Annotated in this window: 16 protein-coding genes, 2 tRNA genes and 1 pseudogene; 13 read left to right on the top strand and 6 right to left on the bottom strand. The window is 66.3% G+C overall.

The genetic code is table 11. The features are described from left to right. Window positions 1-33: 33 nt before the first annotated feature. From NIBR502770_RS11050 to NIBR502770_RS11040, 3 genes are read left to right on the top strand one after another with little or no spacing between them, the layout of a single operon-like run. Window positions 34-450: an MGMT family protein gene (locus NIBR502770_RS11050; protein WP_141159930.1), complete on the top strand. Its 417-nt coding sequence runs from the start codon at window positions 34-36 to the stop codon at window positions 448-450. After that, window positions 447-3,776 carry an ATP-dependent DNA helicase gene (locus NIBR502770_RS11045; protein ID WP_246857247.1) on the top strand — a complete coding sequence of 1,110 codons (3,330 nt, stop codon included), beginning with the start codon at window positions 447-449 and terminating at the stop codon, window positions 3,774-3,776. The genes NIBR502770_RS11050 and NIBR502770_RS11045 overlap by 4 nt, the downstream gene beginning before the upstream one ends. Next, complete coding sequence (locus NIBR502770_RS11040; RefSeq protein ID WP_141181953.1) at window positions 3,773-7,279, top strand: UvrD-helicase domain-containing protein; 3,507 nt, start codon at window positions 3,773-3,775, stop codon at window positions 7,277-7,279. Before NIBR502770_RS11045 ends, NIBR502770_RS11040 begins: the two co-directional genes overlap by 4 nt. 57 nt (window positions 7,280-7,336) lie before the next feature. On the opposite strand, the gene NIBR502770_RS11035 is transcribed toward NIBR502770_RS11040, so the two are convergent. Continuing rightward, window positions 7,337-8,608, bottom strand: a complete 1,272-nt coding sequence (locus NIBR502770_RS11035) for a macrolide 2'-phosphotransferase (protein ID WP_141181952.1) — start codon at window positions 8,606-8,608, stop codon at window positions 7,337-7,339. A gap of 143 nt (window positions 8,609-8,751) precedes the next feature. Between NIBR502770_RS11035 and nudC the strand changes: the two genes are divergently transcribed. The 3 genes from nudC to NIBR502770_RS21850 are packed head-to-tail and all read left to right on the top strand — an operon-like array spanning window position 8,752 to window position 12,581. After that, a complete protein-coding gene (gene nudC / locus NIBR502770_RS11030) occupies window positions 8,752-9,774 on the top strand; it encodes an NAD(+) diphosphatase (protein ID WP_141181951.1) in 1,023 nt (340 codons plus the stop codon). 54 nt (window positions 9,775-9,828) lie between these two features. Further along, window positions 9,829-11,964 (top strand): ATP-dependent helicase, encoded by a 2,136-nt coding sequence (locus NIBR502770_RS11025; RefSeq protein ID WP_141181950.1) that lies wholly within the window; start codon window positions 9,829-9,831, stop codon window positions 11,962-11,964. Beyond that, window positions 11,961-12,581, top strand: a complete 621-nt coding sequence (locus NIBR502770_RS21850; protein WP_141181949.1) for a M48 family metallopeptidase — start codon at window positions 11,961-11,963, stop codon at window positions 12,579-12,581. The genes NIBR502770_RS11025 and NIBR502770_RS21850 overlap by 4 nt, the downstream gene beginning before the upstream one ends. Before the next feature lie 87 nt (window positions 12,582-12,668). Here the strand turns inward: NIBR502770_RS21850 and NIBR502770_RS11015 are convergent, their stop codons facing one another. Then, window positions 12,669-14,123, bottom strand: a complete 1,455-nt coding sequence (locus tag NIBR502770_RS11015; protein WP_141181948.1) for a zinc-dependent metalloprotease — start codon at window positions 14,121-14,123, stop codon at window positions 12,669-12,671. Between the two features lie 135 nt (window positions 14,124-14,258). Here NIBR502770_RS11015 and NIBR502770_RS11010 point away from each other — a divergent pair, with 135 nt between their 5' ends. The 6 genes from NIBR502770_RS11010 to NIBR502770_RS10990 all read left to right on the top strand — a co-directional run bounded on the left by NIBR502770_RS11010 (window position 14,259) and on the right by NIBR502770_RS10990 (window position 20,414). Beyond that, window positions 14,259-15,425, top strand: coding sequence for a PDZ domain-containing protein (locus tag NIBR502770_RS11010; protein ID WP_371416458.1), 1,167 nt, complete (start codon window positions 14,259-14,261; stop codon window positions 15,423-15,425). A 162-nt stretch (window positions 15,426-15,587) separates the two neighbouring features. Continuing rightward, window positions 15,588-18,587 (top strand): UPF0182 family protein, encoded by a 3,000-nt coding sequence (locus NIBR502770_RS11005; protein WP_210411408.1) that lies wholly within the window; start codon window positions 15,588-15,590, stop codon window positions 18,585-18,587. Window positions 18,588-18,705: 118 nt separating this feature from the next. Beyond that, a tRNA-Met gene (locus NIBR502770_RS11000) sits at window positions 18,706-18,779 on the top strand. 132 nt (window positions 18,780-18,911) lie between these two features. Further along, window positions 18,912-18,985, top strand: a tRNA-Met gene (locus NIBR502770_RS10995). Window positions 18,986-19,158: 173 nt separating this feature from the next. Next, a complete protein-coding gene (locus NIBR502770_RS21845; RefSeq protein ID WP_371416512.1) occupies window positions 19,159-19,563 on the top strand; it encodes a helix-turn-helix domain-containing protein in 405 nt (134 codons plus the stop codon). Beyond that, window positions 19,560-20,414, top strand: a complete 855-nt coding sequence (locus tag NIBR502770_RS10990; RefSeq protein WP_371416457.1) for an IS3 family transposase — start codon at window positions 19,560-19,562, stop codon at window positions 20,412-20,414. The genes NIBR502770_RS21845 and NIBR502770_RS10990 overlap by 4 nt, the downstream gene beginning before the upstream one ends. Window positions 20,415-20,425: 11 nt before the next feature. Here NIBR502770_RS10990 and NIBR502770_RS10985 read toward each other — a convergent pair whose 3' ends face one another. Beyond that, complete coding sequence (locus NIBR502770_RS10985) at window positions 20,426-20,638, bottom strand: hypothetical protein (RefSeq protein ID WP_141181037.1); 213 nt, start codon at window positions 20,636-20,638, stop codon at window positions 20,426-20,428. A 380-nt stretch (window positions 20,639-21,018) separates the two neighbouring features. Between NIBR502770_RS10985 and NIBR502770_RS10980 the strand changes: the two genes are divergently transcribed. Next, complete coding sequence (locus NIBR502770_RS10980) at window positions 21,019-21,951, top strand: cytochrome b/b6 domain-containing protein (RefSeq protein WP_141181947.1); 933 nt, start codon at window positions 21,019-21,021, stop codon at window positions 21,949-21,951. 16 nt (window positions 21,952-21,967) lie between these two features. Here the strand turns inward: NIBR502770_RS10980 and NIBR502770_RS10975 are convergent, their stop codons facing one another. The 3 genes and pseudogenes from NIBR502770_RS10975 to NIBR502770_RS10965 all read right to left on the bottom strand — a co-directional run bounded on the left by NIBR502770_RS10975 (window position 21,968) and on the right by NIBR502770_RS10965 (window position 26,431). Next, a complete protein-coding gene (locus tag NIBR502770_RS10975; RefSeq protein ID WP_141181946.1) occupies window positions 21,968-23,395 on the bottom strand; it encodes a deoxyribodipyrimidine photo-lyase in 1,428 nt (475 codons plus the stop codon). Window positions 23,396-23,484: 89 nt separating this feature from the next. Next, window positions 23,485-24,273 carry a PspA/IM30 family protein gene (locus NIBR502770_RS10970; protein WP_141159938.1) on the bottom strand — a complete coding sequence of 263 codons (789 nt, stop codon included), beginning with the start codon at window positions 24,271-24,273 and terminating at the stop codon, window positions 23,485-23,487. A 107-nt stretch (window positions 24,274-24,380) separates the two neighbouring features. Beyond that, window positions 24,381-26,431: pseudogene (locus NIBR502770_RS10965) on the bottom strand (TPM domain-containing protein). Window positions 26,432-26,518: the final 87 nt, after the last annotated feature.

Genomic DNA, 26,518 nt, shown 5'->3' with positions numbered 1-26,518 from the left:
TCCGTGGAGCGCCACTGCGGCTAGATTGGATCAATGCGGAATGAGTACGTCCAAGCTGTCCTGGCCGTCGTGAGGCTGGTGCCGGCAGGGACGGCCGTATCCTACGGCGACGTGGCCGAGCTTCTTGGCTCGGGCGGCCCGCGCCAGGTCGGGTCCGTGATGAGCCATCATGGCGGCGGCGCCCCGTGGTGGCGGGTCCTGAAGGCCAGCGGCCATGCGCCCCCCGGACACGAGGCCGAGGCCCTGCTCCTCTACCTCGAAGAAGGCACTCCACTGGTTGGCGATCACGAGTCGTTCCTCCGTACCGGAGAGGGGCGGTGGCGGGTGGATCTGGCCGCCGCCCGCTGGGCACCGACCGACAGTGATTTTGACAATATCGATGCAGTTGCAGAGGACCTGGAGCGTCGGCTCCACCGGTTGTCGGTACCTGATGATGGAATGGTTTTGTGACCGTAACAATCCCTTTGACCGGACCCTGGGACCCGCACTGGCAGGAGCCGGAGGCTGGCCGGGAGCCTGGGTTCCCCACTCCTGGACACACCGACGGCGGCGCCCTGCCGGCCCCTCCCGCGCTTCGGCTCCTGCCGCCACGTCGGATGCACGCCGGGTTGCTTCGGCTTACACCGGACCAGCAGGCGGCGGTCGACGTTACCCAAGGATCCGGACCGGTCCTGGTCCCGGGTGCACCGGGCACGGGAAAGACCACAGTGCTCGTTGAAGCCGCTGTCCAGCGGGTCTTCCGCGACGGCGTCGATCCCGAACGCATGCTGATCCTCGCGCCCACCCGCCTTGCTGCCGATTTCCTGCGGGACAGTTTTACTGCCCGGCTGGACCGGAGCCTGAGCACTACACCGGCCAGGACCTGGGCCTCGTACGCATTCGACCTGATCCGCCGAGCCAAGGCTGAAGGCGTCATATCCCTGCCCAGGCCGCCCCGCCTGCTGTCGGGCCCGGAGCAGGACCTCATCATCAAGGAACTCCTCGAGGGCCACAGGCTGCCGGGCCTGGAGCTGCCGTGGCCCAGCGATCTGGACGGCGCCCTCGACACCAGGGGCTTCCGCCAGGAGGTGCGGCAACTCTTTGACCGCATTATCGAATCTGGCCGCACGGCGGAGGACCTTGCAAACTTGGCGGATGCCTGCGGCCGGCCAGACTGGAAAGCCGCGGCAGCGCTCTACGCCGAATACCGTGACGTTCTTGACCTGCGGATGCCTGAGGCCTTCGACCCCGCCGGAATCATTACAGCCGCCCGGCAGATCTTCCAGGACGCGCCGGAATTCCTCGCTGCCGAACGCGCAAGGCTGCAGGTGGTCCTGGTGGACGATATCCAGGAAGCAAACCCCGCCATCTTTGAGTTGCTGGCCGATATTGCGGCAGGCAAGGACTGCTACGTGACGGCGTCGCCGGACACGGTGGTCCAGGGATTCAGGGGAGCCCGGCCGGATCTTGTGGCTGAACTGCCCCGGCTGCTGGCCACGCAGAACACCATCATCGAGCGTCCGCTGGGGTATGCGCACGGACTGTCGCCCGCGGTGGCGGAGGCCTGGCTCAACGTCGCCGGCCGCATCTCCCAACGGGCCGGGGGCCAGCTGGCGCGCCGGCTCACGGAGCCCGCACAAGCCGGCCTCTCCGGCAGCGTGGAGGCGCACCTGGTTCCTACACCGGTGCATGAGCTGCGGTACGTCGCCCAGCGGATCCTGGACCAGCACATAAACCACAACCGTGATCTGGCAGACATGGCTGTCATCGTGCGCAATGGCGGCCAGGTCAGCGAACTGCAGCGCTACTTGTCCGGCCAGGGGATTCCCGTCCGGGTACCCGTGGCGGAATCGGCGGTCCGCGACGAAGTAGCCGTACGCCCGCTCCTGGACGCCTTCGCCATCGCCCTGGACCCGGAGCTTCTGACACCCGAAGCGGCGGTATCCCTTCTTACCTCACGGATCGGAGGCGCCACCTCCATCGAACTGCGCAGGCTCCGGCAATCACTGCGGCGCGAGGAATTGCTGGGCGGCGGGGGCCGGGCCAGTGATGCGCTGCTGGTCCAGGCCCTGCTTGAGCCGGGTGCGCTGGGCGCGTTGGGGATCGAAGGGCGCGCTGCACGGCGCACGGCGCGGATGATCCACGCGGGGCGGGAGGCGGCTGGAATGCCGGGTGCCAACGCAGAATCGGTACTGTGGGCGCTCTGGGACTCGACAGGGCTTTCGGCGGCCTGGACACGGACGGCCTTGTTGGGGGGTCCGCACGGGGCACGGGCTGACCGCGACCTTGACGCCATGATGGCGCTGTTCCATACGGCCGAACGCTACGTGGACCAGATGCCCGGCGCCGGCCCCGAACAGTTCCTCGAGTACCTCCTCAACCAGGAGCTTCCCATGGATACCCTGGCCGCCCGTGCCCAGCTCGAGGACGCAGTGGAGCTAATGACGCCGGCCAGTGCGGCGGGCCGGGAATGGCCCGTGGTGATCATTGCGGGCCTGCAGGAAGGGGTGTGGCCCAACACGAGGCTCCGTGGTGAGCTGCTCGGCAGCACCCTGTATGCGGACGCCGTGGAGCACGGTCCGGAGTACGCCCTCCAGCGCGACCCCCTTAGCCGGCTGCGGGATATCCGCTATGACGAGTTGCGCAGTTTCTCCACGGCCGTGTCCAGGGCACGCGAACTGCTGGTCTGTACCGCGGTCTCGTCGGAGGACCACCAGCCGTCGTCATTCCTGGATTTCGTTGCACCGCTGGGACCGGACGAAGGCGGCCGGGCTTTCACCCAGGTGGAACGGCCCATGACGCTGCGGGCCCTGGTTGCCGAGCTTCGGCAGCATGCCCAGCTCGACGGCGGGACGCCGCAGGCTGCGGAAGCGGCGAGGGTCCTGGCCCATCTCGCCGCGGCCGAGCCAGCCGTTGCCGGAGCGCACCCGGACAGCTGGTGGGGCCTGGCCCCGCTGACCTCCGCCGACGCGGTGGTCCCGCCCGGGGGCACGGTGTCCGTATCGCCGTCAAAGGTCGAGACGGTGCAGAAGTCGCCGTTGGACTGGTTCGTCCAGGCAGCCGGAGGGGAGCCTGCCACCGACTTCGCCCGGAGCCTGGGGACCCTGGTGCACGGAATCGCCCAGGACATGCCGGACGCGGCAGGATCCGAGTACGTCGCCGAACTGGTGCGGCGGTGGCCGGCGCTCGGTATGAAGGACAACTGGGAGGGGCGCCTGGACTTCCAGCGAGCCGAAGTGATGGTGCGGAAGTTGGCGCACTATGTGCTCTCCATGAGGGGTGAGGGCCGCAGCCTGCTGGGCGTCGAACAGGACTTTGAAGTGGCCCTCGGCGCCGTGGCGGTGGATGACGCTGCACCGCGGGAAGCGGTACTCCGCGGCCAGGTGGACCGCTTGGAAATCGATGGCGAAGGCCGTCTGGTGGTGGTTGACCTCAAGACCGGAAAACGGCAGCCCGGCAAGGACGAACTGTCCCGCCACCCGCAGCTGGGCGCCTACCAGGCTGCTGTCCTTGCCGGCGGGTTCAACGCCGCCTCCGGGGGCGGGCAGGGACTGTCCGGCGGCGCCGTGCTGGCGCAGCTTGGGACCGGGGCGAAGAGCCCGGCCATCCAGCAGCAGGAACCACTCAACCCCGAGGAGAACTGGGCCATGGACATGGTCAAGGAGGCTGCCGCCGTCATGGGCGGAAGCGAATTCATCGCGCGCCATGACCCCGCCAAAGGCAGTCACGGCGGCCACGGCTGCCGGCTCCCCGAGGTGTGCCCGCTGTGCGTGCGTGGTCGGCAGGTGACCGAATGAGCGGGCTGCCGGCTGCCGTCGCGGTCGCCGCTCCGGCCGTGCGTTTCAGCCCCGGGGAACTCTCCGCGCTGCTTGGCGAGAAGAACACCCCCACGCCCGAGCAATCCGCCATCATTTCGTCCCCCTTGGCGCCCCGGCTGGTCATTGCGGGCGCTGGCTCGGGTAAAACCGCCACCATGGCGGACCGGGTGGTGTGGCTGGTGGCCAACGGTTGGGTCACCCCCGAGGAAGTCCTGGGCGTGACGTTCACCCGCAAGGCAGCCGGCGAACTCGCCAGCCGGATCCGGTCAAAGCTCCTGGCGCTGCAGCGTATTGCTGCCAAGGACAGCGCGCATGAGGTCTTTCCGGAGGGCTTGCTCAGCAGCGAGGCCCTGGAGCCCAAGGTGTCCACCTACCATTCGTTTGCCAGTGGCGTCGTGTCCGACTATGGGCTGCGGCTTGGCGTGGAGCGGGACGTTGTTCTGCTCGGCGGTGCGCAGGCCTGGCAGCTGGCCAGCGAAGTGGTTGAAGCGTACGACGGCGAATACCAGCACTTCCGGGCCGCTAAATCCACCCTGGTGAAGGCCGTGATCCAGCTGGCCGGGGAATGCGCAGAGCACCTCCAGGAGCCCGAGGATGTGGAGGCGTGGCTGATGGCCCGCCTGTCCGAGTTCGAATCCCTGCCCTACCTGGCCGACAAGAAGAAGAGCACGCCAAAGGCAGCATTGGACCTTGGCGGGATGTTGCGGACCAGGGCAAGCGTTGCCGACATGGTGGGCCGCTACGCCGCGGCCAAACGGGCGCGCGGGGCACTGGATTTCGGTGACCTGGTTGCCCTTGCCGCCAAGGTGGCGCAGGACGTGCCGCTGGCGGCCCAGATGGAGCGGCAACGGTACAAGGTGGTTCTCCTTGACGAATTCCAGGACACCTCGTACGCCCAGTTGGTGCTCTTTTCCCGGCTGTTCGGCGGCGGCCACGCCGTGACGGCTGTCGGAGATCCCAATCAGTCCATTTACGGGTTCCGTGGTGCTTCGGCAGGGCAGTTGTTTCATTTCGTCCGCGAGTTCCCGATGCGCACCGGAGCGGCGGAGGAAGAAGGCGGCTGGGCGCCCGCGCCAACCTCGTACCTGACCACGGCCTGGCGTAATGGCCGGTCCATCCTTGCAGCAGCCAATGTCATGTCGCAGTCCCTGGGCCGGGCGGCGGCCTCCAACGGGCCAGCCGGAAGCAGGACGCCCGCTGCCGAAGTCCCTCCACTGCGGCCGAGTCCCCATGCAGTGGACGGAACAGTAGTGCTGGGGCGTTTCGCCAGCGATGTCGAAGAAGCTGCTGCGCTGGCCGACGACGTCCTGAGGTACCGGCTGACTGACTTCGAGCTGAATCCCGATGGCACGGCCGAACCGCCGGCGCTTGCCGTACTGTGCCGCAGGCGCGCCCAGATGGAGCCGGTCCGGCGTCAGTTCGAAGCCCGGGGGATTCCCTACGAAATCGTGGGCCTCGGGGGGCTTCTGGACACCCCGGAGATAGTGGACCTTGTAGCCACCCTGCGCGTCCTTGCCGATCCGGGCCGCTCCGATGCCCTCATGCGGCTGATCGCAGGCGCCCGGTGGCGCATCGGCCCGGCCGACCTTATGGCCCTGCGCGACTGGTCGAGCCAGCTCGCACGGAGCCGCGGAAGGGCCCCGCAGGGGTTCGAGCCCGACGTCCAGGACAACGGCGGCGAGGCAGAGGAACCGGTCCTCGAAGGGGACCTGACCGACGCCGCCAGCCTGGTGGAGGCACTTGATTTCCTGCCACGGGAAGGGTGGACCTCATCCAATGGCCGCACCCTCAGCATGGAGGCCCGCAGCAGGCTGGCGAAATTGTCGCTCGAGTTAAGGCAACTCCGCGGCTACCTGGGGGACGACCTCACAACGCTTCTGGGGGAGGTGGAACGGGCCATGCTGCTGGATATCGAAGTGGCGGCCCGGCCCGGAATCAGCATCCACCAGGCGCGCCGCAACCTCGATGCTTTCCAGGATGCGGCCGCCGGGTTCCTCCGCACCTCGCAGCGGGTGGACATCCTCGCCTTCCTGTCTTGGCTTGAGGCGGCGTCGGCGGAAGAGAACGGGTTGGAAGCGCCGGCCAGCGACGTAAACCGCGAAGCCGTCCAGTTGCTGACGGTGCACGCTTCCAAAGGCCTCGAGTGGGACGTTGTGTTTGTCCCGGGCATGAACGCGGGAGCGTTTCCCAGCGACCGGGACTCGCGCTGGAGCAGCGGGTCCGCCGCGCTTCCGTGGCCCCTCCGCGGTGACCGCGCAGACCTGCCGCAGTGGGACCTCGACCAGCCGGACCAGAAAGGCTGGCTGGATGCCGAGAAGGAATACAAGGCCGGCGTCCAGGCCCACGGGGAATCGGAGGAACGCCGGCTGGCTTACGTGGCCTACACCAGGGCCAAGCATGTCCTGTGGGTCTCCAGTGCCGCCTGGGTGGGATCGCGGGCCGGACGCGCGGAGATGTCTCCGTTCCTCGCAGAGCTGGAAGCCCTGACGCAGCCAGCTGATGGCGGGCAACCGAGCGCAGTCGTCCACAAGCTGTCGCTCGACGAGGCTGCTTTGCCGCTCCAGAGCCCGCTGACGCTGGAAACTGAAGAAGCCCGCTGGCCCTACGATCCCCTGGAGGGACCCGTGGACCCGCGGACCGGTGAACGCCTTCGGTTGGCCCGCGGGCGCAGGACAGCCATGGAAGCTGCGGCCCAGCGGGTGCTCGGAATACTGGACACCGGTGATACCCAGACCGATCGGGGCGGCGGTGCAGCAGAGGGGAACAGCCCAGGGACGGACGGCAGTCCGCTGCCCGGACTTACGGGGGCAGCGGCAGGTTGGGCCCACGAAGCTTCGCTGCTGCTGGAGCGCAGGGCAAGGAGGTCAAGCGGCCAGGACGTGCACCTGCCCACCCACATTTCAGCTTCCACGCTGGTTGACCTCGGGGACGACCCCCAGGCGGTCCTTGGCAGGCTGCGCCGTCCGGTACCACGCGAACCCGGCATGTCGGCCCGGAAGGGCACGGCTTTCCACGCCTGGGTAGAGGAATATTTCGGCCGGGCCGGGATGCTGGACCTCGGCGAAGCGCCTGGCTCGGACGACCACATCGACGCTGCCTACGACCTGGACCAGATGGTGGCCACCTTCAAGGCTTCCCCCTGGGCTGACCGGTCACCGGCCTTCGTGGAGGTCCCCGTGGAAACCCGGGTGGGGGAAGTGGTGGTGCGTGGCCGGGTTGACGCTGTGTTCCAGGATGCCGACGGGCGCTGGGACCTGGTGGACTGGAAGACCGGACGCCGGCCGTCCGCCGCGCAGCTGAAGATCCGGTCGGTACAGCTGGCGGTCTACCGGCTCGCGTGGGCACGCCTCAAGGATGTTCCGCTGAAAGAAGTGCGGGCCGCATTCTTCTACGTTGCCGACAACGCCGTGGTGCGGCCGCACGACCTTGGGACGGCGGCCGAGCTGGAAGGAATCGTCGCCGCTGCGCTTGCCAAACCTTGAGCCGGCCCGGCCGTCAGGGGAACCCCTGATGGCGGCCGGGCGGGCCGCCCGGTCCTGTCAGCCCCGGTTGGCGTTGATGACCGAGATGGCAGCCGTGGACGTGTCGTCCGGACCCTTGGTTTCGCCAGGCCGGGATTCCCCGCCGGCAACTTCCGCCGGGGCTGGCTCCACGGGGATGGGCGTCACGTGCACGGCGGGCTCTGCCGCCATGGCAGGCAGTGTCTGCGGACCGGGCTTGTCCCCTGCTGCCGGTTTGGCGGGTAGCGGGATGACGGTCACGGCGGGGCTGACAGCAGAACTGCCGCCCTGGGGTGCGGGGGCGGTTGCCCCGGTTCCAGGCTGCGCCGGCGCGGGCACCGCGGTACCGGCGGGCGTGTCCTTGGCCGGGAGCGGTTCGACGCTGATCGGCTGGCCCCCGAATTCGGCGATGTCGCCGGCAAGGCTCTCCAGCATGTCTTCGGCCTCGCGGACCATGTCCTGGTCCCCGGCCGCAAGCCCCTTGACCAGGTATTGTGCCAGGGCAAACTCGGCAGACAGTGCGGCCCGGCGCAGCAAGTGCTGGTCCGGCACGTCGCGGCGGCTGGAGGTGTAGGACTTCAGGACAGCGTCAATGAAGTCCTGTTCGTTGGAGGCCACCAGCCAGGCGAAGTCGTCTGCCGGGTCGCCGATGCGAAGGTCTGTCCAGCCGGTTACTGCGGTAACCCGTCCCGATTCGACCAGCAGGTTGTCTTCGTGCAGGTCGCCGTGGACCACGCACGGGTTGAACCGCCAGAGGGACACGTCCTCCATGGCATGTTCCCAGCGGCGCAGCAGTGCGGCGGGAATCTTGCCCGTGGTTGCTGCCTGGTCCAGTTCGTTCAGCCGCCGTTGGCGGAACTCGTTGGGGGTGTAGCTGGGCAGGTCGGCATTGCTGACCAGGGACCGGGGGAGGTCGTGGACCGCGGCCAGCGCGGAGCCGATTTCGCGGGCGAGCCCGGCCGGTCCGGACGTCAGCTCCTCGACGCTGCGAGTGCTCCCGGACAGGTGTGAGTAGACGAAGGTGGTAAGGCTTCCCAGCCGGACGCTGCCGGCGACGGTGGGCATCAGGAACGGCAGTTCCGCCCGGACGGCAGGAGCAAAGGCGCGGAGCACCAGGAACTCCGTTTCCAGCCGTGCACTGGCTTCGGCGTGCCGCGGCGACCGGACCCGCCAGCGCTTGCCTTCCGAATCAAGGAGCAGGGCCGAATCGAAGTCCGCGGGGTCATCCGGCGCGGAGCTAACAGCTGTCGGGGTCAGCCCAGGGACTGCCGCGGTTGCAATCGCCGCCAGTTCAATCGGTTTTCTTCTCACCGTTCCACGGTAGATTGCGCGCCGTCCCAGACGGCGGTCTGGCCGCGGCGAGTCTCCAGATAGCTGCAATTAGGGGGTACCCGCAGTACGAACGAGCCCAGCCCTGAATGTGAAATGTCGGTGGCAGTCAGTACGGTGGAAGCATGAGCCACACGGAGTCCGTCCTACCCGTCCACCAGGCTGTGCCGGCCCCGCTGCCGGCGAACCACCTCGTGGACACCCTGCTCCCGGTGAGGCCGGCACTGGTGGACCGCGGGTCCGCCGCACGCATCAGGCCCGGGATGATCGATGACCTGCTGGCCGGGACAGACGCGGTGGCGGCAGTACTTTCAAGGCGGCAGGGCCTGGTGCGTGGGAGCAACCTCGTCCTGGTCAACGCCAGGGAGCTCCTGGACCGGCTCCAAGAGGCAGGATCAGCTCCGGAACTGGTGGTGTACCTGGGATCCGCACTGCCTGCCGCGGACATCCCGGCCGGGACCGAACTGCTGCTGTTTGTCCTGCCTGCACCTCCGGAGCCCGGCACCGCCGGCATTCCCGCGGATGCGTCCTGGGCAGGCTTCCGGGAAGTCGCCGGGGGCCTGACCACCACTTCCACAGCCTTGTTCGTTGAAGCCAGCGCGATAGCCAACTGGCACTCAGCCCATACGCATTGTCCCCGCTGCGGAACGCCCACCGATGTTGAAGCCGGCGGCTGGGTACGCCGGTGCCCGGCGGACAATTCTGAGCACTATCCCCGGACTGATCCCGCCATCATCGTCACCGTCGTCGGCCCGGACGGCCGGCTGCTCCTTGGCGGCGGCGGCCCCGTGGATGCCCGGAACTACTCCACGCTGGCCGGGTTCGTGGAGCCGGGGGAGTCCCTGGAGGAAGCCGTAGTCCGCGAAATCCACGAAGAGGTTGGTGTCCGGGTGACCGGCTGCCAGTACCTCGGCTCCCAGTCGTGGCCGTTCCCGGCCTCCCTTATGCTTGGATTTACCGCCGTCACCGAGGACGCCCAGGCAACGCCCGACGGCGTGGAGGTCACCAGGGCCCGCTGGTTCAGCCGCGATGAGCTCCAGGCAGCGGTGCTTAGTGGCGAGATCACGATTTCCAGCAGGCTCTCCATTGCCCGCTCCCTGATTGAGCACTGGTACGGCGGCCGGATCCAGGACCTGGCCGGCGCCTAAGTTATTCATCCACCAGACTCCAGCACGCGGTAGTCGAGAAATAAAGCAGCAGAAGTGACTACAGAACATTTTGACGGAGCAGCCTCCCTGGAGGACCGGATCCTTGGCGGGCTCGATGCCGAACAGCGTGAGGTGGCCAGTACGCTGGGCGGCCCGTTGTGCGTGCTGGCCGGCGCGGGGACCGGAAAGACCCGTGCCATCACCCACCGCATTGCCTATGGCGTGCACTCCGGTGTGTACAGCCCGCAGCGCCTGCTCGCGGTGACGTTCACTGCCCGGGCGGCGGCGGAGATGCGCAGCCGCCTGCGGGATCTGGGTGCGGGAAACGTGCAGGCCCGCACTTTCCACGCCGCGGCGCTGCGGCAGCTGCAGTTCTTCTGGCCCCAGGCCGTCGGCGGCACCCTGCCGAACTTGCTGGACCACAAGGCCCAGCTGCTTGCCGAGGCCGCCCGGCGGCTCCGGCTCAGCACGGACCGGGCTTCAATCCGGGATCTTGCCTCCGAGATCGAATGGGCCAAAGTCTCGATGTTGACCCCGGCCAATTACCTCGAAAACGCCCAGGGGAGGGGAGCACCCGGGGGATTCGACCTCACTGCCGTGGCCCGCGTTTTCCAGTCGTACGAGGACGTCAAGACGGACCGCAACGTGATCGACTTCGAGGACGTCCTGCTGATCACGGTGGGCATCCTGCAGGAGGACGAGAAGGTCGCTGCCACGGTCCGGGAACAGTACCGCCACTTCGTGGTGGATGAGTACCAGGACGTTTCCCCGCTCCAGCAGCGCCTCCTGGAGCTCTGGTTGGGCGGCCGTGACGAATTGTGCGTGGTGGGTGATGCCAGCCAGACCATCTACTCCTTTACCGGCGCATCGCCCAGGCACCTGCTGGACTTCAAGGCCCGTTATCCGCAGGCCAACGTGGTCAAGCTCGTCCGGGACTACCGGTCCACCCCGCAGGTGGTGAAACTGGCCAACGACCTGCTGGCGGGACGGCGCAGTGGCGGGCCCGCCGCCGACGCCGCCTGGGCCGCCCCCCTTCAGCTCGTGGCGCAGCGCCCCGCCGGTCCGGTGCCCCAGTTCACCGAATGCACGGATGACGAGGCAGAGGCCGCCACGGTGGCCCAGAAGATCAAGGCGCTCCTCGACGCCGGGACGCCGGCGAGCGAAGTAGCGGTCCTTTTCCGCACCAACGGCCAGTCCGAGGCCTACGAACAGGCGCTGGCTGCGGCAGGAATCGGCTACCAGCTCCGGGGCGGCGAACGCTTTTTCGCCCGCAAGGAGGTCCGGGACGCCATCCTCCAGCTCCGCGCAGCCACCCGGGCTGTTTCCGAAACCGACGCGCCGGAACCCCTGGGCCAGCTGGTGCGGGACATCGTCTCCTCCCTGGGCTACACGGATTCCGCTCCGCACAGCGGCGGGGCCTTGCGCGAGCGGTGGGAATCCCTGGCGGCGCTGGTGGCGCTCGCCGACGAACTCGTCCAAAACCGCGGCCCCCAGTTCGGCCTGGCGGACTTCGTCAACGAGCTCCAGGAACGCTCCCTGGCCCAGCATGCGCCGACAGTCCAGGGCGTTACCCTGGCGTCCCTCCACGCAGCCAAGGGCCTGGAATGGGATGCGGTCTTCCTGGTGGGGCTCAGCGAAGGCCTGATGCCCATCTCCTTTGCGGATTCACCCGAATCCGTGGATGAGGAACGGCGACTGCTCTATGTCGGCATCACCCGCGCCCGTGAACACCTCTATCTCTCCTGGAGCACAGCAAGGACTCCCGGCGGCCGCGCCAACCGGAAGCCGTCCCGGTTCCTGGACGGACTGCGGCCTGACTCGGTGGCCAGTTCAAGTGTCCGCGGGAAGGGTGCCCCGCCCCGCCGGAAGGCTGCCGCGCCTGCCGTATGCCGCGTGTGCGGCACCATGCTCGCCACCGGGGCCGAGCGCAAAGTGGGCCGCTGCAACGCGTGTCCGCCCAGCTACGAGGAACAGACCTTCGACGCGCTGCGGAACTGGCGCCGCGACGTCGCCCAGTCCGCGGACGTCCCCGCGTTCGTCGTGTTCACCGACGCCACCCTTACTGCGATTGCCGAGGCCCGGCCGGCCTCGCTGGAGGAACTGGCAGCCCTTGCCGGCGTCGGCCCCTCCAAGCTGGAAAAGTACGGCGAGGACGTCCTCCGGGTCCTGGTCGAAAGCTCCGTCCTGTGAGCCGGGACACACCGGCCGGCAGCGGCACGCAGCAGCCAGTACCACAGGTCACACCCGACGGCGTCCCCGTGGAGGTGCGGCGCTCCGCCCGGCGGACGCGGACGGTGGCTGCCTTCTGGGAGGACGGAACGGCGGTGGTCGCCATACCTGCCCGCTTTACCGCAGCCCAGGAACGGGAGTGGGTGCAGCGCATGCTGGCGAAGCTGCACAAGCAGGGGGAGCGGCGCGCTGCAGCGGGGCGCCGCCGCCCCGCGGGTGACGATGATCTTGCCGCCCACGCCGCTCGGCTGTCGGCACAGTACCTCGGCGGCCGGCCAGTTCCCACATCCGTGCGCTGGGTCAGCAACCAGAACTCCCGGTGGGGCTCGGCTACGCCCGCTGACGGGACTATCCGGCTGTCGGACAAACTGCGGCCCATGCCGCAGTGGGTTATCGACTACGTGCTGCTGCACGAACTGGCCCATCTCCTGGTGGCCTCCCACAACGCGGCGTTCTGGGAGCTGCTGGAGGCATACCCGGAAACCCGGCGGGCCAAAGCATTCCTTGAGGGTGTTTCCTTCGCCACGGCCCGGGGCCTGGGCAGGGACGGCTCGGCAGGCAGCGGCGACGCCGACTAGTCCAAGTCCGGACCATCGAGCGGACTTAAACGCCCCGGCGGGCCAGGACCTTCCTGGCCCGCCGGGGCGTTCATCTGCTGCTATCCATCAGCTTTTGGGGTGGCCGGTTTCGCCGTCGTCGTCCTTCCCGCCGGCGTCCCCGGCGTCCTTGGCGGCGTCCCCGGTGTCCGGGGCGCCGCCCTCTTCGGCGGAGGTATCGTCAAACCCGCCACTGAGCAGTTTCTGCAGCGCGTCATCCACTTCGCTGTCGCTGGCTTCGGCGAGCTTGCGGCGTGAGCTGAAGCCCTTGGGATCGTCCAGGTCCTCGGCGGTGGGCAGGAGGTCGGGGTGGTGCCAAATGGCGTCGCGGCCCTCGATGCCGCGTTCGTCCTTCAGTGTGGCCCACAAGGTGGCGGCATCGCGCAGCCTCCTTGGCCGCAGCTCCAGCCCCACCAGGGAAGCGAAGGCGTGCTCCGCCGGGCCGCCGGTTGCCCTGCGGCGCCGTACGGTCTCCCGCAGCGCACCGGCTGCTGGCAGCACCTTCTCGGTGGCCGCCGCAGTCAGTTCGTCCACCCAGCCCTCCACCAGGGCCAGCGCCGTCTCGAGCTTCTCCAGGGCCTGTTCCTGCGCGGGGGTCCGCTGCGGCATGAAGACACCCTGGGACAGGGCTTCCTGGATGCCCTCGGGGTTGCTCGGATCAAGGTCGCGGGCCAGTTCCTCGATGCGCGAGGTGTCGATGTGGATGCCGCGGGCGTAAGCCTCGATGGCGCCCAGCAGGTGTCCGCGCAGCCAGGGAACCTGCACGAAGAGCCGCGCGTGGGCTGCTTCCCGCACAGCCAGGAACAGGCGGATGTCGTTCTCCGGCAGGGACAGGCCCTCGCCGAAGGCCGCAACGTTTGCTGGCAGCAGCGCCATCTCGAGGTCGGCGAGCGGGACACCGATATCGGTGGAGCTCACTACGTCCTTGGACAGGGCACCTATGGCCTGGCCCAGCTGCATGCCGAAGATCGCGCCGCCCATGTTCTGCAGCATGGAGGAGGCGCCGCCCATCATGGACTTCATCTCCTCCGGCATCTGCTCCGTCATGGCGGAAGAGAGGGCGTTGGCGATGCTGTTGGCCACGGGTTCGGTCAACCGCTTCCAGGTGCCCAGGGTAGCCTCCACCCATTCCGCCCGCGACCAGGCTTTGCCGATCAGGCCGGTGGCGGGCAGGTCGGTGACCGGGTCCAGCCACAGTTCGGCAAGGCGAAGGGCCTCGTCCACGTCCCGGGACTGCTGCGCCGAAACCGACGGGTCGGAGGTTCCGGCGGCCACGCGCCGGGCGTTGTCGTGGGCCAGGGTCCAGTTCACGGGGCCCTCTGATGGGGCGCTCATCATGGCCTGCACCTGGGAGAACATCTGGGCCAGCAGGTTGGGGTCGTCCGGCAGGCCGGCAGCCTTGGCCAGCTCGGAGGGGTCGAAGTTTTCCATCCCCTTGCCGCCCATGAGGTTCTGCAGCATTTCGGTCAACGGATCCTTGGGGGTGTCGTCGCCGTTGGACGGATTGAGTGGGTTGGAGGTCATGGTCCCGCCGATCGATGGTGTGACTGTTGATCAACCTTCACGGTACCCCGGTGGGGGTCGGCTGTCTGCCGCCCGCCGCCGTCGTTCGCTCTAGGCAAAGCACCCCGGCGTGCCTCCACCGCGTACTGTTGGTGGGTGACTACAACCCGTGGCGGCCACCCCTCCGAGGACCACGTTCCAGGCCTTTCCCCGTTCTCCAGCGCCGGCACGGCGGGTGAAGGCCACAGTCCCGGGGAGGACGACGGCGGCCGCCCCCGCAGACGGCTGTCCACGATGATGGTTGCCGGGCTGGCGGCGTTGGGGCTGGGAATAGCGGTGGGCACACTTCCAGTGCCGTACGTCATCGAATCGCCGGGGCCTACCTACAACACGCTGGGGCAAAGCCAGGGGCATCCCGTGATCAACGTCAGCGGCCACGAAACCTATCCCGCTGCCGGGAACCTGGACCTGACAACGGTGTACGTCGACGGCGGACCCACCGGATCCGTAAGCATCCTCAACGCCTTCTCCGCATGGCTGGACAGCTCCAAGGCCGTCTACCCGGTGGAACTGATCTACCCCACGGGAACCACCAAGGAGGAGGCCCAGGAGCAGAGCGCCGTGGCCATGGCCACGTCCCAGGAGAACGCCGTGGCCTCCGCCCTGAACGAACTCAAGATTCCTTTCGGCCAGCAGCTGCAGGCCGCGGGGCTGTCCAAGGACTCCGCATCCGCGGGAAAGATCCAGCAGGGGGACATCCTCAAGTCCATCAACGGCAAGGACATCACCTCGCTCGCCGTCATCCAGGATGAACTGGCTGCGGGGAAGGGAGCCCCGGCCGCGGTGACGGTGGAACGCGCCGGCCAGCCTGTCGCCCTTGAGGTGACACCCAAAGACAATGGCCAGGGCCGCTTCATTCTCGGCGTCATGCTGAAGTACTTGTTCAGCTTCCCGTTCCAGGTGCAGATCTCGCTGGACAAGGTGGGCGGCCCCAGCGCCGGCCTGATGTTTTCACTGGGGATTATCGATACGGTGACGCCGGGCGACCTCACCGGCGGCAAGCACATCGCCGGCACGGGCACCATATCGCCGGACGGAACGGTGGGCCCCATTGGCGGCATCGGGCAGAAGATGCGGGGCGCGCGGTCCTCCGGTGCCACCCTCTTCCTGGCGCCCGCCGGCAACTGCGACGAGGTGGCCGGCCACATCCCGGGCGGCCTCCAAGTGGTGCGCGTGGAGAACCTCGGGGAGGCCCGGCACGCCGTGGAACTTGCCGGGAGCGGGCAGGACACATCCGCCCTCCCGGCGTGCACGGGCAAATAGGCCGCCTGCGCCATGCATAGACTGGGCCCAAACAGTTTCGACAGGAACTAAGCTTTACCGCCACTCGTGGCACTGATGACGGACGAAACCAGCAGTTTGACCGGTACCGTACGTCGCTCGCACGCTTCGAATGTCTCGACGACCAGCTATGAGGTACCCAGTTTGTCCCGTCCCGCCAGCACCACGTCCACAGGAAGGCCCCCATCGCGACGGGGAGCCCTGACGCCCACCCTCATCGTCGTCGCCCTGGTGGTAGTGGGCTTCATTTTCTTCGCCAACGTCTGGACCGACGTCCTCTGGTACCGGCAACTGGGCTTCATCCAGGTTTTCATCACCGAAAACCTCGCCAAGATCGCCACCTTCGTGGCCGGCTTCGCCATCATGTTCGCGGCGGTGTTCTTCTCCATCCGCATCGCCTACAACGCCCGCCCCGTCTACGCCCCGGACTCTGAGGTCCGGGACAACCTCAACCGCTACCAGGCCCAGCTGGAGCCGGTCCGCAGGATCGTGATGGTGGGCCTGCCGGTCCTCTTCGGACTCTTTGCGGGCAGCGCAGCCGCCAGCCAGTGGCAGAAAGTCCTGCTCTTCTTTAACCAGGTCGGCTTCGGGCAGACCGATCCGCAGTTCAAGATGGACATCAGCTTCTACCTGATGACCCTGCCTTTCCTTGGCTTCGTCACAGGGTTCCTGATCAGCGTCGTGGTGATCGCAGGCATCGCCGGCATCCTCACCCACTACCTCTACGGCAGCATCCGGCTGATGGAGCGCGGCGTGTTCACCAGCCGCGCGGCCCAGATCCACATCGCTGTTACCGGAGCCGCGTTCCTGGTGCTCCTGGGCGTCAACTTCTGGCTGGACCGTTATTCGTCCGTGCAGAGCAACGGCGGCCGCTGGGCCGGCGCCCTCTACACCGATGTCAACGCCGTCATCCCCACCAAGGCCATCCTCGCCGTCGCGGCCGCCCTGGTAGCCATCCTCTTTATCGTTGCCGCCGTTATTGGCCGCTGGCGCCTGCCGGTGATCGGTACCGCCATGCTGATCATCACCTCCATCCTGGCCGGCGGTGTCTACCCGTGGGTGATCCAGCAGTTCCAGGTCCGGCCTTCTGAGCAGACACTGGAAAGCCAGTACATCCAGCGCAACATCGAGAACACCCGCAAGGCCTACGGCCTGGACGCCATCCAGGAAACCCGGTACGACGCCACCAACAACGCCACCACTGGTGCCCTCGCGCCGGATGCGCAGACCACGGCCAACATCCGGCTCCTGGACCCGAACCTGATTTCCGACGCGTTCGCGCAGCTGGAACAGTACCGCCCGTACTACCAGTTCCCCAAGGCCCTGAACGTGGACCGCTACGAGGTGGACGGAAAGATCCAGGACACCGTGATCGCGGTGCGGGAACTGAACCCCGCCAACGTGGCCACCAACCAGCAGGGCTGGCTGAACCAGCACGTGGTGTACACCCACGGCTACGGGGTGGTGGCGGCCAAGGGCAACAAGTTCACCGTCGACGGCAAGCCGGAATTCCTCCAGTCCGGCATTCCCTCCACCGGCGTGCTGGGCAACGACACCACCTACGAACCGCGGATCTACTTCGGTGAGTCGTCTCCTGAGTATTCAATCGTGGGCGCGCCCGACGGCGCCACGCCGCGCGAGCAGGACCGCCCCTCCGGCAAGGAAGGGGAGGGTGAGACCCAATACACGTTCAAGGGCAACGGCGGCCCGAACGTTGGCTCGTTCTTCAACAAGATCCTCTACGCCATCAAGTTCCAGTCTTCGGACCTGCTGCTCTCCGATGGCGTGAACCCGGAGTCGCAGATCCTCTACGACCGCAGCCCCCGGGAGCGGGTCCAGAAGGTGGCCCCGTACCTGACGGTTGACGGCGGCGCCTACCCGGCGCTGGTGGACGGCCGTGTGAAGTGGATCGTGGACGGCTACACCACCAGCCAGTACTTCCCCTACTCGCAGCAGAAGCAGTTGTCGGATGCCACCGCCGATTCGCAGACGAGCTCCGGCCGCGCCGTGGCCCTGCCCAACAGCACGGTGAACTACATCCGCAACTCGGTCAAGGCCACCGTGGACGCCTACGACGGCTCGGTCACCCTTTATGCCTGGGACGACACGGACCCGGTCCTCAAGGCGTGGCAGAAGGTCTTCCCCTCATCGCTGAAGCCATACTCGGAGATGTCTGGCGCACTGATGAGCCACGTCCGCTACCCGGAGGACCTGTTCAAGGTCCAGCGGGAGCTCCTGGGGCAGTACCACGTCACGGATCCCACCAGCTTCTACAAGAACAACGACGTCTGGAGCACGCCGGCTGACCCCACCGTGTCGACGGACGTCAAGCAGCCGCCGTTCTACATGTCGCTGCAGATGCCGGACCAGCAAAAGCCGGCATTCCAGCTGACGTCGTCCTTCATCCCGCAGATCGTGAACGGCAATGCCCGCAACGTCCTGTACGGGTTCCTCGCCGCGGATTCGGATGCCGGCAACCAGGCCGGCGTTAAGGCTGACGGCTATGGAAAGCTGCGGCTGCTCCAGATCCCGCCGGAAACACAGGTGCCCGGTCCGGGACAGGCGCAAAACAAGTTCAACTCCGACCCCACCGTCTCCCAGGCACTCAACCTGCTGCGGCAGGGTGCGTCCGACGTGCTGAACGGCAACCTGCTCACCTTGCCGGTGGGCGGCGGCATCCTCTACGTCCAGCCGGTCTACCTCAAGTCGACCGGTGAGACGTCATACCCCACCTTGCAGCGCGTGCTGGTGGCCTTCGGTGACAAGGTGGGCTTCGCGCCAACCCTCGACGCGGCCCTCAAGCAGCTTTTCGGCGGTGATTCGGGAGCAGCCGCGGGAGACTCCGCCAACAACGGCCAAACACCGGCCGGCCCGTCTGCCCCTGCAACCCCCGCGGAGGCGGATGCCAAGGCCCAGCTGAAGGCGGCGTTGGACGAGGCAAACTCCGCTATCCAGGCAGGCCAGACGGCGCTGGCTGCGGGTGACTTCGCCGCATACGGCGACGCGCAGAAGAAGGTTTCGGCTGCGCTGAAGAAGGCGATGGATGCCGAGGCGAAGATCCCGGCCACCGCTCCTGCGGCCAGCCCGGCTCCTTCGCCTTCCGGGTCGCCTTCTGCGTCGCCGTCCCCGTCGGCAGGGCAGTAGTACGACGACGGCCCCACGGCATCCGGTCCGGCAGGACCGGGCGCCGTGGCGGCGTGTTGGACGTCACGCCGCCACGATTTGGCCTGCGGTTCACCTCCCGGTAAAGTAGATTCTGCGACGCGGGGTGGAGCAGTTCGGTAGCTCGCTGGGCTCATAACCCAGAGGTCACAGGTTCAAATCCTGTCCCCGCAACTGAGGAAAGGCCCGGATATTGGAAACAACGTCCGGGCCTTTTGCTTTCCCGCTGCAGTGGTATTTCCCGGACGTGGATGGCGGGCCTGTGGTCGGAGGCGCCGCCAAAGTAGGGTAGTGTTGATCAAGCGACGCGGGGTGGAGCAGTTCGGTAGCTCGCTGGGCTCATAACCCAGAGGTCACAGGTTCAAATCCTGTCCCCGCAACTTGTGAAGGCCCCGGCCGGCAGTTATGAACTGCTCCCCGGAAGTTGGACTGAAAATTCAGTTTCGACTTCCGGGGAGCAGTTTTGCGTTCAAGTAGTTCTTTGTCGGCCGATCAGCGCGCGACGGCTGTAGCGTGGTTTGAGAAAGGCCTTGCATATACGGCGACAGCCACCATGCTGGGTGTGTCTCGTGAGTCTAGTGGGCCTATTAAGAGGCTGTATCGGCGGTGGAGGATTCATGGCCAAGGTGCGCTGGTGACCAAGCCTGCTCAGTCATACACGTTCGAATTCAAGCTCGCTTTGGTGCAACGGTTCCTTGCTGGTGAGACTGCACCGGCCTTGGCGGAAGAGGCCGGCTTATCTTCGGCCGTGCTTCTCAAGTCGTGGGTGCGTACCTACCGTCGTGAAGGCGTGGACGCCTTACGCCCCAAGCCCAAGGGCAGGCCCCGGAAGCCCGACTCCCCACCGCCGGCTGAGGTATCCGAGTTGGAAAAATTGCGGCGGGAGAACGAACGCCTGCGGGCCCAAGTCGCGTATCTGGGAAAATTGCGAGCCTTGAGGGCTCCAAAACAAAGGTGAAGGTCCAGGCCCTCATCGCCCTCAAGGCTGACTTCCCGCTGCCGATTCTTCTTCAGGTCTCGGGCCTTCCCCGATCCACGTTTTTCTATCACCAAGCGCGCCTTCAAGCCCCTGACCCCCAAGGGGAGCTCAAGTCTTCCATCGCGGAGATCTTTAAGAAAAACCATGGGCGCTACGGGCACCGGCGCGTTCACAGAGAACTGCTCAACCTTGGCTGGACCGTTGCAAAAAAGACCGTGCTGAAGGTGATGCGGGCACTCGGTCTGCTCTGCAAGGTCCGGCGCAGGAAGCGCTACAGCTCCTACCAAGGCGAGCAAGGCATGATCGCGCCGAACCTCCTGAACAGGAAATTCGATGCCACTGCACCCAACCAGAAGTGGGTCACTGACGTGACAGAGTTCAGTGTCGGAGACCGCAAGCTCTACCTCTCGCCTGTCATGGACCTCTTCGACCGCCAGATTATTTCCCACAGCATCAGCACATCGCCGAACTTGGATCTAACTAACAACTCCCTGCGCGCAGCCTTGGAATGCTTGGAGCCTGGGCAGCAGCCACTCGTGCATTCGGACCAGGGTTTCCAGTATCAGCACGTATCGTGGCGCACCCTTTTGGCGAACGCCGGCGCGGTTCAATCAATGTCCCGCAAGGCCAACTGCTACGACAACGCCGTGATGGAAAACTTCTTCGGACACCTCAAGGAAGAACTCTTCCACCGTGTCCGCTTCCTCAACATTGAAGTCCTAACGGCAGCACTGCACGAATACATCTACTGGTACAACACTAAGAGGATTTCAACCAAGCTCAACGGCCAGAGCCCGATTCAATACCGTTTGACGGCCCTCGCGGCTTAGGCCCTCATCCGTTACTCAGGCGGCGACTGCAATCCGTCATTGCCGGTCCTGCGCTTATTTAGCCACTGCTCGCGGTAGATGTCTGTCTCCCGCTTATGCTTCTGGCCTTGGTTCGCAGCCCAGCCAACAGCGAAATAGATGAGGACAAAAGCGGGCGCAAGTTGCCAGCCCATAGTCAACCCGGCTACCACGCCGACAAGGATGCCGCTTGCGATCCACAGCACTAGCCTAGGTTTGCTCCGAGGTTGATAGCCGCCAGCCATGGCTCAGGCTAACCCTGATTGCGCTCAAGTGACAGGCGTACGTCCCACTGAAAAACCTGATCCACGACGTTCCATCGGATGACGATGGGGGCCGTTGGTCCATCTCCACGCAAAGAAGGCCCCGTCCTTGGTGGGACGGAGCCTTCTTCAAAAAGCCAAGCCGATCGCTGACCGCTAAAGTAGAACGTCAGCCATTTAAGAGTCCAACTTTCGGGGACCAGTTCATTATGCCGGCCGGGGCCTTTCCTTTTCCTTGGAAGCGGCCAGTTCCTAGTATTCTCTTTCGAAGGGTCCGCGATCTGCGGGCAGCCCCCAGTCATTCCTGAGAGGTATGTTGTTCGATGGCCACACCCACCAAGAAGCCCGGCTCCGCGACGGGTAAGCGGTCCCGGCTTTACTGGATGGTTCCCGCCGTCCTTGTGGCACTGGTCTTGGTGGTCCTGGTCGCCAGGCTGATCGTGGGGCTGCCGGCCGTGGCATCCTTCCTCGCAGACTATCCGGGCCAGTCCCAGCTGCCGGACAACGCGCCCGTGGGCTTCCCGGCATGGCTGGCGTGGCAGCACTTCCTTAACGCGTTCTTCCTGCTCCTGATCATCCGTACCGGGTGGCAGGTGCGGACCACCACGCGCCCCAGCGGTCACTGGACCCGGAACAACAAGGGCCTGATCCGTACCAGGAACGCTCCTACCAAGATCAGCCTCGAGCTCTGGTTTCACCTGACCCTGGATGCGCTCTGGATCCTTAATGGGCTCGTGTTCGCGGTCCTGCTCTTCGCCAGCGGCCAGTGGATGCGCATAGTCCCCACCAGCTGGGATGTCTTCCCCAATGCCGTGTCCGCCGCGCTGCAGTACGCGTCGCTGGACTGGCCCACCGAGGACGGGTGGATCAACTACAACGCGCTGCAGCTCCTTACGTACTTCGCCACTGTCTTCATCGCCGCGCCACTGGCGTTCATCACCGGGCTGCGGATGTCGTCGGCGTGGCCCAAAAAGGCGCCGGCCCTGAACAAGGCCTACCCGATCGAGTGGGCCCGCGCGGTCCATTTCCCGGTGATGGTCTACTTTGTGGCGTTCATCGTGGTCCACGTCTTCCTGGTGCTTGCCACGGGTGCGCTGCGGAACCTGAACCACATGTACGGGGGGAGCGACGACGACGGCTGGTTCGGGTTCTGGGTCTTTGCCGCGTCCGTGGCGGTCATGGTGGCAGCCTGGTTCCTGGCCCGGCCGATCTTCCTGCGGCCCATCGCCTCCCTGATGGGCAAAGTCAGCCGCTGACGCGGATCCGGCGCGGTCAGGCGTTCTTGATCGTCTGGTAGGCGTCCAGGGCCCGCTCCCGGGATTCCGGCAGGTCCACGAGCGGCTGGGGGTAGCCGTCGGTGTCCGCTGCCCATGGTTCGTGGATTTCCTTGCCTTTGAGTTCCCGGAGTTCGGGGATGAAGGCCCGCAGGTAGCGGCCGTCGGCGTCGAACTTCTTGCTTTGGGTCACCGGGTTGAAGATCCGGTAGTACGGTGAGGCGTCCGCGCCCGAGCCCGCCACCCACTGCCAGTTGGCGGGGTTGTTCGCAGCGTCGGCGTCAACCAGGGTGTCCCAGAACCATTCCTCCCCGATCCTCCAGTCGGTCAGCAGGTTCTTGACCAGGAATGAAGCGGCGGCCATCCTCACCCGGTTGTGCATCCAACCTGTCTGCCAGAGTTGCCGCATGCCGGCGTCCACCAGGGGGTAGCCGGTGTTTCCCTGCTGCCACGCGGTGAGCTCCTGACGGTTGGGGGAGGCCCACGGGAAGTTGTCGAAGGCGGGCCGGAAGTTCCGGGTGGCCAGGTCGGGGTTGTGGTACAGCAGGTGCCAGTTGAACTCCCGCCAGCCCAGTTCGGCCCGGTAGGTACCTACGTCCGAGGGCACCTTGCGTGGATGACGGCGCCGGATCTCCCGCCACACGCGGAACGGGCTCACCTCACCGAAGCGCAGATGCGGTGACAGCCGGCTGGTGCCCTCGGTTCCAGGCAGGTTCCGGCCTGTGCCGTATTCCTCGATGGGACCGTCAAGGAAGTCCTCAAGCCGGTCCAGGGCCCCTTTTTCGCCGGGTATCCACGTGGCGGCAAGTCCGGCGCTCCAATCGGGTTTGGATGGCAGGAGCTCCCAGCTGCTGAGAGTCTCGCTGCCCGGCAGGCCTTTCCCGGCAGGCGCAGGACCAGGCAACCCGTCCGGTGCCTCGTGGGGGTCACGGATGTCCTGGGATGCCAGGCACGCCCGCCAGAAGGGCGAATAGACCTTGTAGGGCCCGCCCGCCCCTGTCTTCACCGTCCAGGGCTCGAAGAGGAGGTTCGCCTGGTAACTGGCGGCCTCGATCCCGTTCCCGGCCGCCCAGTCCTTGAGCCCGGCGTCGACAGTGCGTTCGGGTTGCCCGTAGCGGCGGTTCCAGAAGATGTGGCTGGCCTGCGTCCGGACGGCAAGGTCCTTGATGACGTCCGCGGCCCGACCACGCCGGAGGACCAGCCGGGATCCCTTGCTTTCAAGATCTGCGGCCAGTGCGGCCAGGGAGTGGTGCAGCCACCAGCGCGCAGCCCCGCCAAGGGGCCGCACGCCGTCGGATTCCTCGTCCAGGATGTAGGCCACCGTCAGTGGTGCGCCCCGGCGGGCGGCCTCTGCCATTGCAGGGTTGTCGTCCAGTCGCAGGTCATCGCGCAGCCAGACCAGGGATGTGCCATCGGAAGAAGTCATGGCACCACGCTACACACAGCGGACGCAGCAATGGCCGGGACCCCGGTCCCGGCCATTGCCGTCATTCCGCCGAAGCGCTGCTCCGGACTTCAGAGTTTGTCGAAGTCGGCTTCGTCGACGGTGGATCCGGTCGATGCGGGGCTCGCGGCGCCAAGAGCCGGCTTGGAGTTTCCGGCCTTGAGGGCCGCCAGCCGGGCTTCGATTTCCGTCTGCTCGCCCAGGTCCTCGAGTTGGTTGAACTGGGCGTCCAAACTGGAGGCTGCAAGCTCCTGCTGTCCGCGGACCTTGGCTTCTTCGCGGCGGATCTTTTCCTCGAAGCGGCCAACCTCGCTGGTGGGGTCCATGATGTCGATGCTCTTGATGGCGTCATGGACCTGGGACTGCGCCGCTGCAGTCTTGGACCTGGCAACGAGCTCGTTGCGCTTGCTGGTCAGCTGGTTGAGCTTGTTCTTCATCTGCTCAAGGCCGGTCTTCAGCTTGTCCACCACTTCCCGCTGGGAGGCAATGCTGGGCTCGGCACCCTTGGCTTCGCTTTCGGCCGCCATCTGGCGCTGCAGCGCAACCTTGGCCAGGTTGTCGAACTTCTCGGCGTCGGCTACGTCGCCGGCCGCACGGAATTCGTCTGCCTTGCGCGAGGCGGCAAGTGCCTTGTTTCCCCAATCGTGGGCGTTCTTGACGTCCTCATTGTAGTCGTCTTCCAGCATCCGGAGGTTGCCGATGGTCTGCGCCACGGCCGACTCGGCTTCCGCGATGTTGTTGGTGTAGTCGCGGACCATCTGGTCCAGCATCTTCTGCGGATCTTCGGCGTTGTCCAGCAAGGAGTTGATGTTCGCCTTTGCCAGCTGCGCGATCCGGCCGAAAATGGACTGTTTAACCATGGTGTTTGCCTTTCGTCCTGCTCTGTGTTGACCACTGGAACCGGTGCACAGTGGTGTCCTGCGTCTGTCCGCCAGCCGGGATCTTCCGGCGTGTCCGGCGGAAGTCTCTAGAAACTGCCGGAGTCGCCGCCGCCGAAATCGCCGCCGCCGAATCCACCTGAGTCCCCGCCCCAGCCGCCACCGCCGCCGCCGTCACCCCAGCCGCCGCCACCGCCCCAGCCTCCGTGGCCCCCGTTGAGGATGGAGTTGATCAGGATGCCGCCCAGGATGGCGCCGCCCAGTCCGCCGCCGCCTCCGCCGCCGAACATGCCGCCGCGGCCGAAGCCCTGGTTGGCGTACCCGTCGAAGTGGTCCACATCGGCCTGCGCCAGTTGCGCGGCCTGCGCTGCCAGGGCATGTGCCTGCTGTGCGTAGGTGAGCGCCGTCACCGGATCGGTGCGGGAGATGGACAGCGCGTAGTCGAGGTTCCGCTGGGACTCAGCCAGCCGGGTGCGTGCCTCGGTGCCCACGCCGCCGCGCCGGGCCGTGATGTAGTCGGAGGTGGCGCTGATCTGGGCCTGTGCCGACATGATGGTCTGCTGCAGGGATGCCTGCGCACGCCGGGCCTGTTCCTGCTGGTCACGGATTCCGGTAAGGGCCTGGTCCAAGGATTGGTGGGCGGTTTCAACCCGCTGCAGGGTGGCAATGGGGTCGATCCGTCCGCCCTGGATTTCGGACTTCACCTGCGCCAGGGCGGCCTCCACCGCGGCTACCGGACCAGCCAGCTCAGGATGGGCGCCGGACTGGATAATGGCCTTTGCCTGGGCCAGGTCCTGGGATGTGTCCACGACGGCCGCTTCGATTCCGTTCCGTGCTTTATCAAGGTTGGCGGCCACTTTCGCGATCGCTTCCAGCAGGACGTTGGTTTGGTGCAGGCTTTCCTCGGCCGCGCGGACGGCCACGGCGGCCAGGCTTCCTTCCCCTCACTGAGCTTCTGCTGGGCGGTTTCGGAAGCGTTCTGCACGAAGGCCAGCCGTTCCTTGGCCTGCACGATGTTGTCCGAGACCTGGGCCAGCGCGCTGTCCGCGTACTTGGCCCGCATTTCCTGCAGGGAGTTTTCGGCGCTGGAGATCCTGCCGTCGGCCTCGCGGGCCCCGGCGTTGACGGCTGCCCGGGCCTGGGGCGCGTTCTTCTCCAGCTCGCGCAGGGAATCGAAATCGGCCTTCTGCTCCTGGAGGGATTCGAGGGCGGCCTCGGAGCGGCGGATGATCTCGCCCAGCCAGGTCCGTTGCTGTTCCTCCGTATCCGGAATGTGGTCGTCGAGCTGCTGCTGCAGCTTGAAGGATTCCGTCATGTGGGCTTTAGCTTCGTCCAGGGCCTTGGTGAAGTTTCCGACGGCGGAATCCCCGTACTGCGCCTGCGCGAAGCCGAGTTCCTGCTCGCTGGATTTGATGGCGTCATCCGCTTCGATCAGCAGGGAACCGCTCTTGCGGCGCAATTCCTCGACGCTGAGCGATGCCAGCGGGTCCAGCTCGGCGCCCTGCGGGCCGTAGCTTCCGCTGGATGCCGCCTGCCCTGCGGCCTTCTTCCGGCGGTTGCGGTAAAACAGGTAGGCGCCGCCACCGGCGACCACCACGCCTGCCCCCACCAGGATGCCGGCGCCGGCACCGCCATCCGATGAGACACTGCCGCTTCCGCCGCCGGCGGCATCGCCTACAGCGGCAGCGGTGTCAATGGCCGCCTGGGCGTAGTCCTTCTTGCCGCCGGCGAGGTTGGCTACCACCGCATTCTGGGTGATGTTGCTGCGCTTGGAGTAGATGGCGCTGGCCGAGTTGGGGGAGAAGTAGTACTTGCCCTGGTCGGTAGCGATGGCGAGGATGACGTCCGCCTTGCCCATGCCCTTGGAGGTGGCCACGGCCTGGCTCCAGGCGGTGGGATCAGAAGGGTTCTCGAACGACTTCACGGTGACAACGTAAAGGTTGTACTTGTGGTCCTTCAGCAGCTTCTGGATGGCATCCTGGACCTCACCCTTCCGGCTGCCCAAAACGTTGGCATTGTCAACGATGTTGGTTCCGGGGGAAATGGTTACCGGGTCTTCGGCCCAGGCAGCACCGGCGGGGACCGCAAGCAGCCCGGCAAGGCCGATCACGGCGAGGATACGTTTGAACTTTGACCGCATGTGCAACCCTTCAGCACGCCTGACACCGATTCGGGACGAATCAGTCGTCGAATCCAGCAGCGCCCCCACGCTTGGTGTGAAGCCGCA

This window comes from Pseudarthrobacter sp. NIBRBAC000502770, from assembly GCF_006517815.1.
GTDB classification, from domain to species: domain Bacteria; phylum Actinomycetota; class Actinomycetes; order Actinomycetales; family Micrococcaceae; genus Arthrobacter; species Arthrobacter niigatensis.
Note: the sequence above shows the minus strand (reverse complement) of the source record. Positions and strands in the feature narration are given on the sequence as shown.